This is a genomic window from Micromonospora sp. NPDC049366 (assembly GCF_044466625.1).
In the GTDB taxonomy this organism is placed as follows: domain Bacteria; phylum Actinomycetota; class Actinomycetes; order Mycobacteriales; family Micromonosporaceae; genus Micromonospora.
This window is the reverse complement of the sequence record NZ_JBITMV010000001.1, coordinates 410,331-426,333: the sequence shown is the minus strand read 5'-3', so window position 1 is coordinate 426,333 and position 16,003 is coordinate 410,331. Positions and strand designations below refer to the sequence as shown.

The window sequence follows — 16,003 nt, the reverse complement described above, 5'->3', positions numbered from 1 at the left end:
CACTGCCCACCAGAAACGACGAAAGGTGACATCCGTGCGGACCGCGCAGCTGACGATCGACCCGGCGTTCGCGATCGGGCCGGCCGACCGGCGACTCTTCGGCTCCTTCGTCGAGCACATGGGCCGCTGCGTCTACGGAGGCATCTATGAGCCCGGCCACCGCGAGGCGGACGCCCTGGGCCTCCGGCGCGACGTCCTGGAGCTGACCCGCGAGCTCGGCGTCTCCCTGGTCCGCTACCCGGGCGGCAACTTCGTCTCCGGCTACCGCTGGGAGGACGGCGTGGGCCCGGTCGGCGACCGGCCGCGCCGGCTCGACCTGGCCTGGAAGACCATCGAGACGAACGCGTTCGGCCTGCACGAGTTCATGACCTGGGCCGCCGAGGCCGGCGTCGAGCCGATGATGGCCGTCAACCTGGGCACCCGCGGTGTGCAGGAGGCGCTCGACCTGCTCGAGTACAGCAACCACCCCGGCGGCACCCACCTGTCCGACCTGCGCCGCAAGAACGGCGCCGAGGACCCCTTCGGGGTCAAGCTCTGGTGCCTCGGCAACGAGATGGACGGCCCGTGGCAGGTCGGCCACAAGACCGCCGACGAGTACGGCCGGCTCGCCGCCGAGGCCGCGCGGGCCATGAAGATGATCGACCCGTCGATCAGCCTGGTCGCCTGCGGCAGCTCCAACCGGCGGATGCCGACCTTCGCCTCCTGGGAGGCGACCGTGCTGGAGCACACGTACGAGCACGTCGACTACATCTCCGCGCACACGTACTACGACCCCTCCGACGGCGACCGGGCCAGCCTGCTCGCCTCGGCCGTCGACATGGACAACTTCATCACCGAGGTCGTCGCCACCGCCGACCACGTGGCGGCGAAGCAGCGGCACCGCCGCAAGCTCAAGATCTCCTTCGACGAGTGGAACGTCTGGTACGAGGCCCGCCTCCAGGCCGACCTCGACCGGCGCGGCTGGGTCGAGGCCCCGGCGCTGATCGAGGACGACTTCAACGCCGTGGACGCGGTGGTGGTCGGTGACCTGCTGATCACCCTGCTGCGGCACGCCGACCGGGTCGGGGTCGCCGCGCAGGCGCAGCTCGCGAACGTGATCGCGCCGATCCGCACCCGCAACGGCGGGCCCGCCTGGCGGCAGAGCATCTTCCACCCGTTCGCGCTGACCGCCCGCTACGCCCGGGGCACCGTCCTGCGTACGGAGCCGATCTCGCCGCGCTACGAGACGAAGAAGTACGGGGACGTGCCGGTGCTGGACACCGTCGCCGTCCACGACGAGGAGACCGGCGAGCTGACCGTGTTCGCCGTCAACCGGGGCGACACCGACCTGGAGCTTCAGCTCGACCTTCGCGGGCTGCCCGGTCTGTCCGCCTCGTCACACCTGAGCCTCGCCGCCGGGGACGACCCGGAGGCGACCAACACCGAGGCGGAACCGGACAAGGTGACGCCCCGGGAACTGCACACCCCCACCCTCGACGCCGGCCGGTGCTCGGTGCGCCTGCCGGCCGTCTCCTGGAACGTGCTGCGCTTCGGTAACCGGCCCTGAGCAGGCACACTTCATCCCGTCCCCCAAGGAGAGATACAGCATGATCCACAACGAAATGAGCCGGCGACGGCTCCTCGGTCTCGGTCTCGGCCTCGGCGCCGCGGCCTCACTGACCCTGGCCGGCTGTGGCGGCGGCAGCGACTCCTCCGGCCCGGCGGCCGGCAACGGTGGTAAGGACTACACCGGCCCGAAGGTGGACCTGAAGCTCTGGAACGGGTTCACCGGCGGCGACGGCGAGATCTTCAAGACGCTGGTGAACCAGTTCAACACCGAGCACCAAAACATCGCGGTGTCGGTGGCGACGTACCAGTGGGAGGACTACTACAACAAGCTCCCGAGCGCCGCCTCCAGCGGCAACGGCCCGGACATCGCGGTCATGCACATGGACCAGCTCGCCACGTTCGCCGCCCGCGGCGTCATCACCGAGCTGGACGACGTGGCCACGACGCTGGGGCTGACCGAGAGCGACTTCGCCCCGACCGTCTGGAAGGGCGGCATCTACAACAACAAGCGGTACGGCATTCCGCTGGACATGCACCCGCTGGGCTTCTACTACAACAAGTCGGTGATGGAGAAGGCCGGGCTCGACCCGAACAAGCCGCCGACCACCCGGGACGACTTCACCGCCGCGCTGACCGAGCTGAAGAAGTCCGGGGTGCAGGGCTTCTGGATCAGCCCGTTCCAGTTCACCGGCGGCATGTCCTTCTACTCGCTGGTCTACCAGTTCGGCGGCAGCCTCTTCGACGCCGAGGTCACCAAGGCCACCTTCAACGCCGACCCGGCGATCGAGGCGTGCACCTGGATGGCCGACATGATCAAGCAGGGCCACTCCCCGTCGAACGTCGGCCAGGACGCCGAGTACCTCGCCCTGAAGAGCGGCAAGAACGCCTTCACGTTCAACGGCATCTGGCAGATCAACGACCTGAAGAAGAGCCCGGACGTCCAGTGGGGCGTGGCGCCGCTGCCGCAGATCGGGAGCAAGCCGGCCGCCTGGGCGAACTCGCACAACTTCACGATCGTGAAGCAGCGGGCGAACAACGCCAACAAGGTCCAGGCGTCGAAGGTCTTCATCAACTGGCTGAGCGAGCACTCGCTCGACTGGGCCAAGGGCGGCCAGGTGCCGGCCCGCAAGAGCGTCCGGGACGGCGCCGACTTCAAGGCACTGACCGAGGTGAACGCCCTCGCCCCCGAGCTGGACTACGCGGCCTTCCCGCCGGCGACCCCGGGTCTGGGCGAGGTCCTCACGACCTTCTACAACTCGTTCAACGAGGCCGTGCTGGGCAAGAAGTCGCCCAAGCAGGCCCTCGACGACGGTGTGTCCAAGGCCAACAAGCAGCTTGAGGACAACCGCAAGAAGTACGGGAGCTGATTCTCCGTGGCGGACGTGATCGAGGTCGGGGCGGCGCGCGGTGACGCGCCGCCCCCGGCGGCCAGTGCCGCCCGCCGACGCACCTCGGCGAACCGGACCGGTCGGGCGACGCCGTACCTGTTCCTCGCCCCCTACCTGGTTCTGTTCGGGGTGTTCGGCCTGCTGCCCATCGTGCTCGGCCTCTGGCTGAGCGTGCACCAGTGGGACTTCCAGCTGCCGAACCGGCCGTTCGTCGGGCTGGACAACTACAAGGAGTTGTTCTCCAGCGACTCGGCGGTCTACGGGGACTGGTGGCAGAGCATCCGCGCCACCGCGATCTTCACGGTGCTGTCGGTGCCGCTGCTGGTGGTGGTCCCGCTGGGGCTGGCGCTGCTGCTGAACCGCTCGTTCCCGGGCCGGACGTTCTTCCGGGCGGTCTACTTCGCGCCGTACGTGCTCGGTGTCGCGGTGATCGGTCTGCTCTGGCGGTTCCTGCTCGACGCCAACCTCGGTCTCGTCAACCGCCTCCTCGCCGTGGTGGGCCTGCCGTCGGACACGCCGTGGGTGACGGACGTGCCGTGGGCCTGGGTCTCGCTGGTCGGGGTGACCGTCTGGTGGACCTCCGGCTTCAACGCCGTGATCTACCTGGCCGGTCTCCAGGACATCTCGCCCGAGCTGTACGAGGCGGCGAAGGTGGACGGCGCGAACGCCTGGGAGAGGTTCCGGAACGTGACGCTCCCCGGCCTGCGTCCGGTGCTGCTCTTCGTGATGACGACCACCGTGCTCGCCTCGGCGAACGTGTTCGGCCAGTCGTTCCTGATCACCCAGGGCGCGCCGGGCACGGAGACCCGCACCGTGGTCTGGTACATCGTCGAGCAGGGGCTGCGGAACAACGACGCCGGCCGGGCCGCCGCGATGAGCATCGTCTTCGCACTGATGCTGGCCGTGGTGAGCCTCGCCAACTTCCGCCTCTTCCGCTACCGGGAAGACTGAGGGACCCGCCATGACGACGCCCACGTCCACCACGCCGTCGCACACCCTGCGCCGCGTCGGGCTCTACGCCATCCTCGTGGCGCTGGCCCTGGTCTTCCTCGTACCGCTGGTGTGGATGGTCATCACCTCGCTGAAGACCTACGACGGCGCCCAGCGGATCCCGCCGACCTGGCTGCCCGACCCGGCCTCCGGGTACGGCTACGAGCAGATCCTCAACAACTCCGCCAACCCGGTGCTGCGCTGGTTCCTCAACAGCATGCTCGCGGCCACCCTGCACTCGGTGCTGGTGCTGGCGACCGCCTCGATGGCCGCGTACGCCCTGGCCCGGATGCGGTTCCGGGGTCGCGGGGTGAGCTTCGCGCTGATCGTCGGGACGCTGTTCATCCCGCCGACCTCGCTGATCATCCCGAACTTCCTGATCGTCGACACGCTGAACTGGATCGACACCCTCGCCGTGGTGGTGGTGCCGGGAGCGGCGAGCGCGTTCGGGGTGTTCTTCCTGCGGCAGTTCTTCCTCTCCCTCCCGAAGGAGTTGGAGGAGGCCGCGGTGCTGGACGGCGCGAACCAGTGGCAGATCTTCTACCGGGTGGTGCTGCCGCTGTCGAAGCCGGCGCTGGCCACCCTGGCGGTGCTGTCGTTCCTGACCAACTGGAACGACTTCCTCTGGCCGATCTTCGTGCTGTTCAGCCCGGAGCGGCTGACCCTGCCGCCCGGCCTGGGTCTGCTCCAGGGCAGCTACGTGACCGACTACCCGGTGATCATGGCGGGTGCGGTGCTGGCGAGCGTGCCGGTGCTGATCCTCTTCGTGCTCGCCCAGCGGCACATCATCCAGGGCGTCTCCCGCAGCGGCCTGAAGGGATGACGGCCGGAACCCTCCGGCGGCGAGGCTCGGCGGCGGTCCTCGCCGTCGCGCTGCTCGCCGCCGGCTGCGGCAGCGGCGACGCCGGTGACAGCGCCGGCGAACCCACCCCCACGAGCACGGGAAGCGACGCGAGCATGTTCACGAACCCGGTCATCCGCACCGACGCCCCGGATCCCCAGGCGATCCAGGTGGGCGACACCTGGTACCTGTTCCACACCAACGCCGCCGGCCGCAACGTGCCGGTGCACACCTCGCCCGACCTGGTCGACTGGACGCCGGCCGGTGACGCGCTGCCGCGACTGCCGGAGTGGGCCGACCCCGGCAAGACCTGGGCGCCGGAGGCGATCCAGCTCGGGCCGGACCGTTTCGTCCTCTATTACACGGTGGCCGGGCGGGAGTCCGGGCGGCAGTGCGTCAGCCGCGCGGTGGCGAGCACGCCGCAGGGGCCGTACCGGGACGACTCGGCCGGCCCGCTGATCTGCCAGGCCGAGCTGGGCGGGGCGATCGACGCGAGCCCGTGGCGGGACACCGACGGAAGCCTCTGGCTGCTGTGGAAGAACGACGGCAACGCCATCGGGGTGGACACCTGGATCTGGTCGCAGCGCCTCTCGGAGGACGGCCTGAGCCTGGTCGGTGAGCCGACGAAGCTGCTCAAGCAGACCGAGCCGTGGGAGGGCACCCTGATCGAGGGGCCGTTCTTCCACCGGCAGGACGGGAAGCTCCACCTCTTCTTCGCGGCGAACGCGTACGACAGGGCCGAGTACGCCGAGGGCTACGCGGTCTGCGAGTCGCCGACCGGGCCATGCGTGAAGGCTCCGGAGAACCCGATCCTGCGGAGCAACGACGCGGCCTCCGGACCGGGCCACGCCTCGATGGTGGTCAAGGACGGCCGGACCTGGCTGCTCTACCACGCCTGGCCGCCCGGCCAGGAGGGCAGCGTCGACCCGGGCCGGCAGACGTGGCTGGACGAGGTGGTCTGGACCGACGGCCGGCCCACGGTGAAGGGCCCGACCGGCAGCCCGCAACCGCGCCCGTAACGCCCTGCGCCCGCGCGGAAAGAGTGGCTGCCCTGCAACGGGACAGCCACTCTTTGCTTGCACGGGGTGCGGACGAACGGAGTCAGGTGGCGGCGGGTTCGCGCGGGGACGGGGTGGCGGGGTCCTCGCGGCGGGCCAGCCGGTTCTTCCGGTAGCCGTAGCCGAAGTAGATCAGCGCGCCGAGCAGCATCCAGGCGGCGAACCGCAGCCAGGTCTCGACCGAGAGGTTGAGCATCAGGTAGAAGCAGGCCAGCGCCGAGACGATCGGCAGGACCGGCGAGAGCGGCACCCGGAACGGCCGCTCCAGCTCCGGACTCTTCCGCCGCAGGACGGGCACCGCGATGGAGACCAGCACGAACGCGCAGAGCGCGCCGATGCTGACCAGGTCGGCGAGCGCGGACAGCGGCAGCAGGCCGGCGAGCAGCGCGACCCCGACGGTCATGATCGCCGAGATCCGGTACGGGGTGCCCCAGCGCGGGTGCACCTCGGCGATCGACGGCGGGATCAGCCCGTCCCGGGCGATGGCGAAGCCGATCCGGCCCATGGCCACCAGGTCGACGAGGATGACGCTGGTCAGGCCGGCGATCGCGGCGATGGAGACGAGGACCGCCGCCCACCCGGCACCGACCGCCTCGAAGGCGGAGGCGATCGGGGCACCCCGATCGATGTCGGTGTAGCGCACCATGCCGACCACGACCAGCGAGACGCCGATGTAGAGCACGGTGGAGATCAGCAGCGTGCCCAGCAGGCCGAGCGGCAGGTCACGGCGGGGCTTGCGGGTCTCCTCGCCGAGGTTCGCCACGGCCTCGAAGCCGGTGTACGCGAAGAAGACCACGGCGGCGGCGCTGAGCACCCCGACGAACCCGAAGACGGACGGCTCCAGACCGAAGAGCGCCTGCGTGACGGGCTGCTTGATTCCGTCGTCGCCGGCCCCGGCGGGTTCGGACGGCGGGATGAACGGGGTCAGGTTGGCGGCCTTGACGAAGAACAGGCCGGCGACCACCACGAACACGCAGATCGCCACCTTGACCAGCACCAGCAGGTTGGTCACCCGGGCCGACTCCCGGATGCCGATGATGCCCACGATGCCGAGGATCAGCACGATGGCGATGGCCCCGACGTTGAGCACGCTGCCCTCCTCGCCGAACCAGGCGGTGGGCAGGTTGAACAGCTCGGCCAGGTAGCCGGACCAGCCGCGGGCGACCACGGCCGCGCCGAGCGCGAACTCCAGCAGCAGGTCCCAGCCGATGATCCAGGCGACGATCTCGCCCATCGTCGCGTACGCGTAGGTGTAGGCGCTGCCGGCGGTCGGCACGCTGGACGCCAGTTCGGCGTAGCAGAGCGCGGCGAGCAGGGCGACCACGCCGGCGATGGCGAACGAGATCACGACGCCCGGCCCGGCGCTGTCCCGCGCCTCGATGCCGGTCAACGTGAAGATGCCGGTGCCGATCACGATGCCGATGCCGAACCCGGTGAGGTCGAGTGCGCCGAGTCGTCGTTTCAGGCCGGGTCGGCCGTCGGTGCCGTCGGCCTCGCCCTGCGCGAGGACGTCCTTGATCGGTTTGGTACGCAGCACGGACACGCGCACTCCTCCCGCCGTGCGACCGCCACCCTGGCAGTCCGTGACCGGCGTTGCTACCCCGTCCGCATCAGCGCCAATCACCGCGCTCGGCGCCGATCGGTCACCCCGGTCCACGGCACCGGTCAGCGGGCCCGCGGCGGCCCGAACCGGGATGGAGCGGGCGTTCCGGGGCGCGGGTCTTGCGCACAGCGCGTACGGTATGAAAATTTTCTTCTAGCGGCAGATAGCCAACGGCGAATGTTGCCGAGGTGGCCGCCACCGAAACCGGGAGCCCCAACGAAGGGACACCGCATGAAGGCACCGCGCCTCGCAGCCGCCGGACTCGCCGCAGCGCTGCTCGGCTCGCTCCTCGTCACCACCCCCGCGACCGCCGCGCCCGACCGGGCCGACGCCGCCGCCACCACCTGCGTCACCGACCCGACCACCCCCAAGCGCCAGTTCCGCGCGCTCTGGATCGCCTCGGTGACCAACATCGACTGGCCCAGCAAGGCCTCCCAGACCGCGCCGGACCAGGTCGCCCAGCAGAAGGCCGAATACCTCGCCTGGCTCGACCTCGCCGAGCGACTCCATCACAACGCCGTCGTCGTCCAGGTCCGCCCGACCGCCGACGCCTTCTGGCCCTCGCCGCACGAGCCCTGGTCGGAGTACCTGACCGGCGTCCGGGGCCAGGACCCGGGCTGGGATCCGCTGGCCTTCCTGGTCGCCGAGTCGCACAAGCGCAACCTGGAGTTCCACGCCTGGTTCAACCCGTACCGGATCTCCATGCCGGCCCCGGGCGGCGCCGGCGCCGACCTGGACCAGCTCGCGCCGAACCACCCGGCCCGGCAGCACCCGGACTGGGCCTTCGCCTACCCGCCGGCTGGCGTGGCCGGCAGCCGGCTCTACTACAACCCGGGCATTCTCGAGGTCCGCGAGTTCGTCCAGACGGCGATGATGGACGCGGTCACCCGATACGACATCGACGCGGTCCACTTCGACGACTACTTCTACCCGTACCCGAGCGGCACCCACCAGGTGCCGGACGACGCCACCTTCGCCGCGTACAACCGGGGCTTCACCGACAAGGCGGACTGGCGGCGGGACAACATCAACCTGCTGATCCAGGAGATGAACGCCAAGATCAAGACGGCGAAGCCGTGGGTGAAGTTCGGGGTCAGCCCGTTCGGCATCTGGCGCAACGCCAGCGCCGACCCGCTCGGCTCGGACACCACCGGCAGCCAGTCGTACGACATCATCTCGGCCGACACCCGGACGTGGGTCAAGCAGGAGTGGGTCGACTACATCGTCCCGCAGCTCTACTGGTACATCGGGCAGTACCCGGCCGCCGACTACGCCCGGCTGGTGCCGTGGTGGGCGGAGACGGTCCGCGGCACCCGGGTGCAGCTCTACATCGGGCAGGCCGACTACAAGAGCGGCGACCCGGCGTACGGCACGTACTGGATGAACCCCCGCGAGCTGTCGGACCACCTGACGCTCAACCGGTCCTACCCGGAGGTGCTGGGCAACGTGCACTTCTCGGCCGTCCAGGTGCGGGCCAACCGGCTCGGCGCCACCGACATCTACGCGGCCGAGCACTACTCCCGCCCCGCCCTCGTGCCGACCATGTCGCACCTGCCGGCCAAGCCGTTGCTCTTCCCGGTGGTGACGCGGGCCGACCGGCAGGCGGACGGGGTCCGGCTCACCTGGCGTCAGCCGGCCGACGGCGTCGGCCCGCTCGGCACGGCCACGTCGTACGCGATCTACCGGCTCGACGGCACGAGACCGGCCGGACGCTGCGACCTCGCCGACGCGGCACACCTCGTCGACACCGTGCGGGCCACGGACGGCGGCACCCAGCACTGGGTGGACACCACGGCGGTGCCGGGCCAGCGCTACACGTACTACGTGACGGCGCTCGACCGGCTCGCCAACGAGAGCCCCGCGAGCCCGCCGGCCTTCGTCCACTGAGGCCGATCACCACCGACCGGATGCCCCGGGTGTCGCTGACGCTCGGGGCATTCGCCTGTTTCAACGCATGTCACCAATAGTTGGCACCGAGCACAGATTTACGTACGTCAGTTGATCGACACTCATGGGCACCGGTAACCAGCCGGTAACTTACCCCCCAGCCGCACACCCCCGCGGAGGTCCCCGTGCTGCCCAGACGTATCGCCACCCTCCTCACCTCGGGCACGCTCGCGCTGCTCGTCGTCCTCGGCCTCGCCTCCCCCGCCAGCGCCGCCGTCAGCCGCGAACAGAAGCTCGCCGTGCTCAGCAGTTGGACGCAGACCAGCGCCAGCAGCTACAACTCCTGGAACTCGGGCCGGCTCAACAAGGCCGCCTGGTCGGAGTACGCGTTCGACTGGTCGACCGACTACTGCTCGTCGAGCCCCGACAACCCGCTCGGGTTCACCTTCGAACTCTCCTGCTACCGGCACGACTTCGGATACCGCAACCACAAGGCGATGGGCGTGTTCTCCGCCAACAAGTCCCGCCTGGACGACGCCTTCTACGCCGACCTGAAGCGGGTCTGCGCCACGTACAACTCGGTCGTCCGGCCGGCCTGCCTGAGCCTGGCCTGGACCTACTACCAGGCGGTCAGCATCTTCGGCTCACCCGCGGCGGTCGACCCCGCCGACATCGAGCGGGCCGCGAAGATGAAGGCCGACGCGGAGCGCCGCGCCGGCCTGCGCGCCTGAGAACCGGGAGGGCCCGTGCCGCCGGAAGCCCGGCGGCACGGGCCCTCCGCCCGCCATCAGGCGCGCTCGGTCTGACCCGCCGGGCGACGCTGCGACTCCGGCTCCCCCTGCCGGGGAGCCGGGGGCCCCTGCATCGTCCGGAACCGCGTCGAGTCGGCCGCCAGGTCCGGGTGCTCCACGTCGAGCGCCAACGCCACCGCCTCGTCGAGCCCCAGCTCGGCGCCCTCGGCGTACGCGTCGTCGAAGGCCGTGTCACCCAGCATCCGGCGCAGCTCCGCCTGCTGGTCGGCCCAGTAGCCCCCGTAGATGCCCGGGGTGCAGCGCAGGTTGGCGCGGGTCGCCTGGGTGGCGCCGAAGAGCCGGGCGGCGGTGTGCGGATCGCCGCCGGCCAGACACCGCACCGCGATCGCGTTCAACGTGTCGCAGGCCCGGCCGTGGAAACCGTGGGTCATCCGCGACCGCAGCGCCACCAGCAGATGCTCGTGCGCGGCGATCAGATCGCCGCGGGACAGGGCGACCAGGCCGAGCAGCATGTCGACGGAGCGCCGCCCCCGCTCCACCGGACGCGCCGCCTCCACCGGACGCGCCGCCGCGAGCAGGTCCGCCGCCTCGTCCAGCGCGCCCCGGCGCCACAGCAGCTCGGCCAGGATGTAGACGGCGAGCAGCGCGTCCGGCAGCACGTCCTGACTGTGCGCCCAGTCGATGACCTCACGGCAGACCCGCTCGGCCTCGGCGAACTGTCCCATGTCGACCAGCGGCGCGGCCCGCCCGGCCAGCACCCGGGCCAGCAGACCCGAGTCGCCGGCCTGCCGCGCCGCCGCCTCCGCCCGCTGCGAGTAGCGCAGCTCCTCCGCGAACTCACCGTCCGCGCCGGCGTGCAGCGAATGCATGTGGTACGCCGCGGCCAGCTCCGCCTCCGGGATCCGCTCCCCCGTCTCGGCGATGCGCCCGTACAGGCGGAAGAGCCACAGCCGCCCCTCGCGGGCCAGCCCGCGCTCCCGCCACCACTGGTCGAGGCCACCGGCCAGCCGCAGCCCCGCCGCCGCGCTGCCCCCGGTCGCGCACCAGCGCAGCGCCGCCCGCAGCTCGCCGGCCAACGGGTCGAGCGCGTAGAGCGAGAGCGTGACCGGCCGTCCGTCGGGGCCGAGGTGCGCCCGCTCCAGCGCGTGCGCCGACCAGGCCACGTGCCGGTTCCGGGCGGCCTGCTCCTCCCCCGCCTCGGCGAGCCGGCGCGCCGCGTACGCCCGGATCGGGTCGAGCATCCGGTAGGTGCTCCCCGCCGCGTGCGGCTCGGCCAGCACCATCGACTTGTCCACCAGCACCGACAGCGGGTCGAGCGGGTCGTCGCCGAGCAGCCACTCCACCGTCGCCAGGTCCACCGGACCGGCGAAGACGGCCAGCCACCGCAGCAGCCGGGCGGCCCGGGGCCCGAGGGTCCGGTACGACCACGTGACCGTCGCCTGCATGGTGAGGTGCCGCTCGGTGGCGGACCGCTGCACCGCCCGGGTCGCCTGCGTCGGCGGGGAGGCACCGGCCGCGGCGGCCACCAGGTCCACGGTGTCCTGCTGGTTGCCCATCCAACCCCGGTCCACCGGCGGCGGCTCCGGCTCGTCCCGGCCGGCGTCCAGCGTGCCCAGCACGTCGTCGAGGCGCTCCGCGAGCTGACCCACCGACAGCACCCGCAGCCGGGCGGCGGCCAGCTCGATGGCGAGCGGCAACCCGTCGAGCCGCTGCACCACCCGCCGCAGGTCGGCCGACTCGGCCGGGTCGGGATGCCGGCCACCCCGGGCCGCCGCCGTCCGGTCCAGCAGCAGGGCCACCGCGTCGCTCTCCGCGCCGTCGTCGCACGGGTCCACCGACAGCGGCGGGATGCGCCACACCACCTCGCCCGGCAGGCCGAACGACTCCCGGCTGGTGGCCAGCACGCGCACGCCCCGACCGCCGGCGAGCAGCCGGGAGATGACCTCGGCCGAGGCGGCGGGCTGCGCGTCGCAGGTGTCGAGCAGGACCAGCATCCGGCGGGCCGCCGCGTACTCCACCAGGGTGTCCACCATCGGGCGACCCGGTTCCGGACGCAGGCCGAGCACCGCGGCGATCTCGAACGCCACCAAACCCGGGTCGGTCACCGCCGCGATGTCGACGAACCAGACCCCGTCCGGGTACGCCTCGACGACCCCCGACGCCAGCTCGACCGCGAGCCGGGTCTTGCCCGCCCCGCCCGCCCCCAGCACGGTGACCAGCCGGTGCTCCTCGACCAGCCGACGCAGCTCGGCGCGCTCGGCATCCCGGCCGATGAACGAGGTGACCTGGGTGGGCAGGTTGTGCGCCACCGCGTCGGCCGTACGCGGGCGCGGAAACTGCCGTTCCAGACCCGGCGCGACCAGCTGGAACAGGCGCTCCCGGTCGTCGAAGCCGCGCAGCCGGTGCAGGCCGAGGTCGAGCAGGGAGGCGCCGGACGGCAACGGCTCGGCCCGCCGTGCCGTGGACGCCGAGCACAGCACCTGGCCACCGTGCGCGGCGGCGGCGATCCGGGCCGCCCGGTGCACCTCGGGACTGGCGTACTCGCCGTCGCGCGGCTCGGCGTAGCCGGTGTGCAGACCCATCCGCACCCGGGGCGCGGCATCCGGATTCGGCCAGTCGTGGCCGGCCAGCGCCCGCTGCGCGGTGAGACAGGCGGTCAGTGCCTCGGCGGCGTCGGCGAAGGCGAGGAAGAACGAGTCGCCCTCGGTCAGCAGCTCCGCGCCACCGGTGCCGGCCAGCGTACGACGCAGCAGCCGGCGGTGTTCGCGCAGCACCGGGCGGTAATCCGGACCGAGCAGCTGAGCAAGTCGGGTCGAGCCCTCGATGTCGGTGAACACGAAGGTCACCCACCCGGTCGGGAGCTGGATCCGTTCCGCCATGCGTCGAACCTCCGCCCGTCACGTCGGGTTCATGCTGCCCGAAGCCGAGCGGTCACACATCGTGAGAACGGCCGGGCGGGCTCGGACCCAAAGTGCCACTCACCCCCGCCCCGGGCAAGGCCCGGCCCGCCGCTCGGCGGGTTGCGGAGCGGCCGGTGGAGCGTCAGCAGCCGCAGGCGCCGCCGCAGCAGCCACCCCCGGCGGGCGCCGGGGAGGCGCCGCCGATACCGGAGGAACCCCGCCCGGTGACCGCGACCGTGGAGAGCAACTTCACCGTGTCGGCGTGACCCTGGGGACACGCGGCGGGCTCGGTGGCCTGCGCCATCGGGCGGTTGACCTCGAAGGTGTCGCCGCAGGCGCGGCAGCGGAACTCGTACCGGGGCATGGCACCAGGGTACGTCCGGGCCTGACGTCCGTCGGGGCATGGGTGATACTCGACGGGTGGTGGACGGCGAGGACAGATCGACCCTTCGACCCCTGCGACCGGCCGCGCCGCTCGACGGGGCGCTCGCCGAATCCGGGGCGGCACCGGATCCGGCGCCCCGACCGGTGCCCCGGCCCCGCCGTCCCTGGCTGCGCTCCGAGACGCCGGACGCGCCGGAATCGGCCGGCCCGGCCGCCGCGGCGACGAGCGACCTGACGGCCGGGGCGGACCGGACAGAGCCGGTGGGTGCGGCCGAGCCGTCCGGCGCGGCGAGCGAAGCCCGGCCGACGAGCACGGCCGACGCGACGAGCACGGCCGACACGCCCGGCACGAGCGATACGACGAGCACGGCCGAGACGACGACTGCGGTCGATGCGACGACCGCGAGCGACTCGGCGGGCACGAGCGACACCACGCCGGTGAGCGCGGAGGGCACGACCTCGGTGGGCACGAGCGACGCGGCGGTCGGGGCGGCCACCGTGGACGGTACCGCCGCGACCGGCCCCGGCCGGCGGCACCGGACGCCGTTCGCGCACGCGCTACGCCTTCGTCCACGGCAGGCGGCGGCCACCGCCGCCCGGGCCACCCGCGCGTGGTCCCGGCGACCCAGCGGCCGGCTCACCCTGCCCGGCGTCTTCCTGCTGATCCTGGTCTTCGCGATGGCGGCGGCCGGCGCGGTGCTGGTCCCGGCGGCGGTCCGGGCACCTCGCCCCGTCGCGGTCGACGAGGGTGAAACGGCCGGTCTCCCGCCGGAGATCCGGCCGAGCGCGGTGCCGACCGGCCCGTCGGGCAGCCCGTCCGGGCTGCCCGGTGCCGGGTTGCCCACCTACCCCTACCCCACCGGCAGCGTGCCGCCGGGCGGGCCGGTGAGCGGCGTTGTCGGTGGTCGTCCGGCGGACGCGCTGGCCGGCTGGGCGCAGCAGGTCGGCGCCAAGGTCGGCATCCCGCCGGTCGCCGTGCAGGCGTACGGCTATGCCGAACTCGTGCTCGCCCAGACCAACCGCAGCTGCGCCCTGAGCTGGACCACGCTCGCCGCGATCGGGTCCGTCGAGTCCAACCACGGCCGGGCCAACGGCGCCCAGCTGGGCCAGGACGGCCGGGCCACCCCGGAGATCATCGGACTGCCGCTGGACGGTCGGGACGGCCGCATGCGGATCATCGACACCGACCGCGGCGTTCTCGACAAGGACACCACGTACGACCGGGCGATCGGGCCGATGCAGTTCATCCCGACGACCTGGGCGGAGGTCGGGGTGGACGCCGACAACGACGGCGTCAAGGACCCGCACGACCTGGACGACGCGGCTCTCGCCGCCGGCAACTACCTCTGCCGCAACGGGCGCAACCTGAGCATCGCGGAGGACTGGTGGAACGCCATCCTGTCGTACAACGACGTGCGCCGTTACGCCCAGGACGTCTTCGACACCGCCAACCGCTACGGGCAGGCGAGCCGTACGTGAAGTGATCGTCCGCCTACATTTGGAGAACTGGACACTTCCCCCAGGCTGCGGTAAGCGGCAAGCTAGACGGGTGATGGTGCGCGAGTGGGACCCCAGGACCGCGTCGTCCGCCGAGATCGCGTCGCTGCTGGACACGCTCAACGCGGTCCTCGCGGCGGATCTGCCGCAGGACCCGCCGTGGCGGGAGAGTTCACTGCGGGAATACCTCACCGAGGTGATGCCGGGCGAACGGCGGATCTCGTGGGTCGCGCAGGAGGAGCCGGGCACGAACGGGGCGCCGGGAGCGATCCTCGGTCAGGTGCAGGTGCTGCTGCTCGGCGACATCGGCGTGCTGGAGGTGCTGGTCCACCCGTCCGCCCGACGCACCGGTCTCGGGCGTGACCTCGTCCGCACGGCGGCCCGCCGGGTCTACCAGGAGGGCTTCTCGGCGATCGGCGTCGAGGTGGTCGGCGACACCCCGTCCGTGGCGTTCTACGAGTCCCTCGGGTTCACCCGGGAGTACGTCGAGACCCGCAGCGTGCTCGACCTGTCCGTGGTGGACTGGGCCGAGCTGGCCGAGATGGCGACGGGCATCGGCGCGGGCTACCACGTGGAGTTCCACCCGGGCGGTCCGCCGGACGAGCTGATCGAGGCGTACGCGCGGGCGAAGGCCGAGGTGCGCGACGTCGACGACGGTGAGCTGCGGCCGAGCTCCTACGACCCGGAGCGGCTGCGGGACAGCCTGGACTGCCTGCACCGGCGGGGCATGAAGCCGTACATCGTGCTCGCCCTGCACGAGCAGACCGGCGAGGTCGCGGGCCTGACCGAGGTGGTGGTGCCGGCGCAGCACCCGACCCGGGCCGACCAGTACGACACGATCGTCGTGCAGGACCACCGGGGCTACGGCATCGACCGGGCGATCAAGGCACGGATGCTGCTGGAGCTACGGTCGGCGGAGCCCGACCTGGCCGAGGTGCAGACCTGGAACGCGCAGGCCAACGAGGCGATGCTGAAGGTCAACGCCGAGCTGGGCTACCGCCCCGACCGGGACTGGTGTGAATACAGCGTGGACGTGGCCGACCTGGTGCACCGCCTCGACGCGTCACGCTGACCGGCAGTTCACGAAACTGTCCCACGGGGGATGGACGCTGGCCACTGTGTGCCCTTAACGTGCGTTAGTTCACCGTCCACCCA

General features: G+C 71.8%; 12 protein-coding genes. 9 read left to right on the top strand and 3 right to left on the bottom strand.

Annotated elements, in window-relative coordinates; genetic code table 11:
- Positions 1–34 precede the first annotated feature (34 nt).
- From ACIBTV_RS01990 to ACIBTV_RS01970, 5 genes are read left to right on the top strand one after another with little or no spacing between them, the layout of a single operon-like run.
- Entirely contained in the window at positions 35–1,546 is a 1,512-nt protein-coding gene (locus ACIBTV_RS01990; protein WP_396701391.1) for an alpha-N-arabinofuranosidase, read from the top strand.
- Positions 1,547–1,586: 40 nt separating this feature from the next.
- Positions 1,587–2,915 carry an ABC transporter substrate-binding protein gene (locus ACIBTV_RS01985; RefSeq protein ID WP_396701389.1) on the top strand — a complete coding sequence of 443 codons (1,329 nt, stop codon included), beginning with the start codon at positions 1,587–1,589 and terminating at the stop codon, positions 2,913–2,915.
- 6 nt (positions 2,916–2,921) lie between these two features.
- Positions 2,922–3,887: a carbohydrate ABC transporter permease gene (locus ACIBTV_RS01980; RefSeq protein WP_091594752.1), complete on the top strand. Its 966-nt coding sequence runs from the start codon at positions 2,922–2,924 to the stop codon at positions 3,885–3,887.
- A gap of 10 nt (positions 3,888–3,897) precedes the next feature.
- Positions 3,898–4,749: a carbohydrate ABC transporter permease gene (locus ACIBTV_RS01975; RefSeq protein WP_091594750.1), complete on the top strand. Its 852-nt coding sequence runs from the start codon at positions 3,898–3,900 to the stop codon at positions 4,747–4,749.
- Complete coding sequence (locus ACIBTV_RS01970; RefSeq protein ID WP_396701386.1) at positions 4,746–5,786, top strand: glycoside hydrolase family 43 protein; 1,041 nt, start codon at positions 4,746–4,748, stop codon at positions 5,784–5,786. Before ACIBTV_RS01975 ends, ACIBTV_RS01970 begins: the two co-directional genes overlap by 4 nt.
- Positions 5,787–5,868: 82 nt before the next feature.
- On the opposite strand, the gene ACIBTV_RS01965 is transcribed toward ACIBTV_RS01970, so the two are convergent.
- On the bottom strand, positions 5,869–7,368 hold the full coding sequence (locus ACIBTV_RS01965) for an amino acid permease (RefSeq protein ID WP_396701384.1): 1,500 nt from the start codon (positions 7,366–7,368) through the stop codon (positions 5,869–5,871).
- A gap of 291 nt (positions 7,369–7,659) precedes the next feature.
- Between ACIBTV_RS01965 and ACIBTV_RS01960 the strand changes: the two genes are divergently transcribed.
- Both ACIBTV_RS01960 and ACIBTV_RS01955 read left to right on the top strand, forming a co-directional pair.
- Positions 7,660–9,315 carry a glycoside hydrolase family 10 protein gene (locus ACIBTV_RS01960; RefSeq protein WP_396701382.1) on the top strand — a complete coding sequence of 552 codons (1,656 nt, stop codon included), beginning with the start codon at positions 7,660–7,662 and terminating at the stop codon, positions 9,313–9,315.
- A 188-nt stretch (positions 9,316–9,503) separates the two neighbouring features.
- Positions 9,504–10,046 carry a phospholipase gene (locus ACIBTV_RS01955; protein ID WP_396702037.1) on the top strand — a complete coding sequence of 181 codons (543 nt, stop codon included), beginning with the start codon at positions 9,504–9,506 and terminating at the stop codon, positions 10,044–10,046.
- A gap of 56 nt (positions 10,047–10,102) precedes the next feature.
- On the opposite strand, the gene ACIBTV_RS01950 is transcribed toward ACIBTV_RS01955, so the two are convergent.
- Both ACIBTV_RS01950 and ACIBTV_RS01945 read right to left on the bottom strand, forming a co-directional pair.
- Complete coding sequence (locus tag ACIBTV_RS01950) at positions 10,103–12,946, bottom strand: ATP-binding protein (RefSeq protein ID WP_396701380.1); 2,844 nt, start codon at positions 12,944–12,946, stop codon at positions 10,103–10,105.
- Positions 12,947–13,109: 163 nt separating this feature from the next.
- Positions 13,110–13,331 (bottom strand): zinc ribbon domain-containing protein, encoded by a 222-nt coding sequence (locus ACIBTV_RS01945; RefSeq protein ID WP_396701378.1) that lies wholly within the window; start codon positions 13,329–13,331, stop codon positions 13,110–13,112.
- A 38-nt stretch (positions 13,332–13,369) separates the two neighbouring features.
- On the opposite strand from ACIBTV_RS01945, the gene ACIBTV_RS01940 reads away from it, so the two are divergent.
- Both ACIBTV_RS01940 and ACIBTV_RS01935 read left to right on the top strand, forming a co-directional pair.
- Entirely contained in the window at positions 13,370–14,830 is a 1,461-nt protein-coding gene (locus tag ACIBTV_RS01940; protein ID WP_396701376.1) for a lytic transglycosylase domain-containing protein, read from the top strand.
- A gap of 73 nt (positions 14,831–14,903) precedes the next feature.
- Complete coding sequence (locus ACIBTV_RS01935; RefSeq protein WP_396702035.1) at positions 14,904–15,920, top strand: GNAT family N-acetyltransferase; 1,017 nt, start codon at positions 14,904–14,906, stop codon at positions 15,918–15,920.
- Positions 15,921–16,003: the final 83 nt, after the last annotated feature.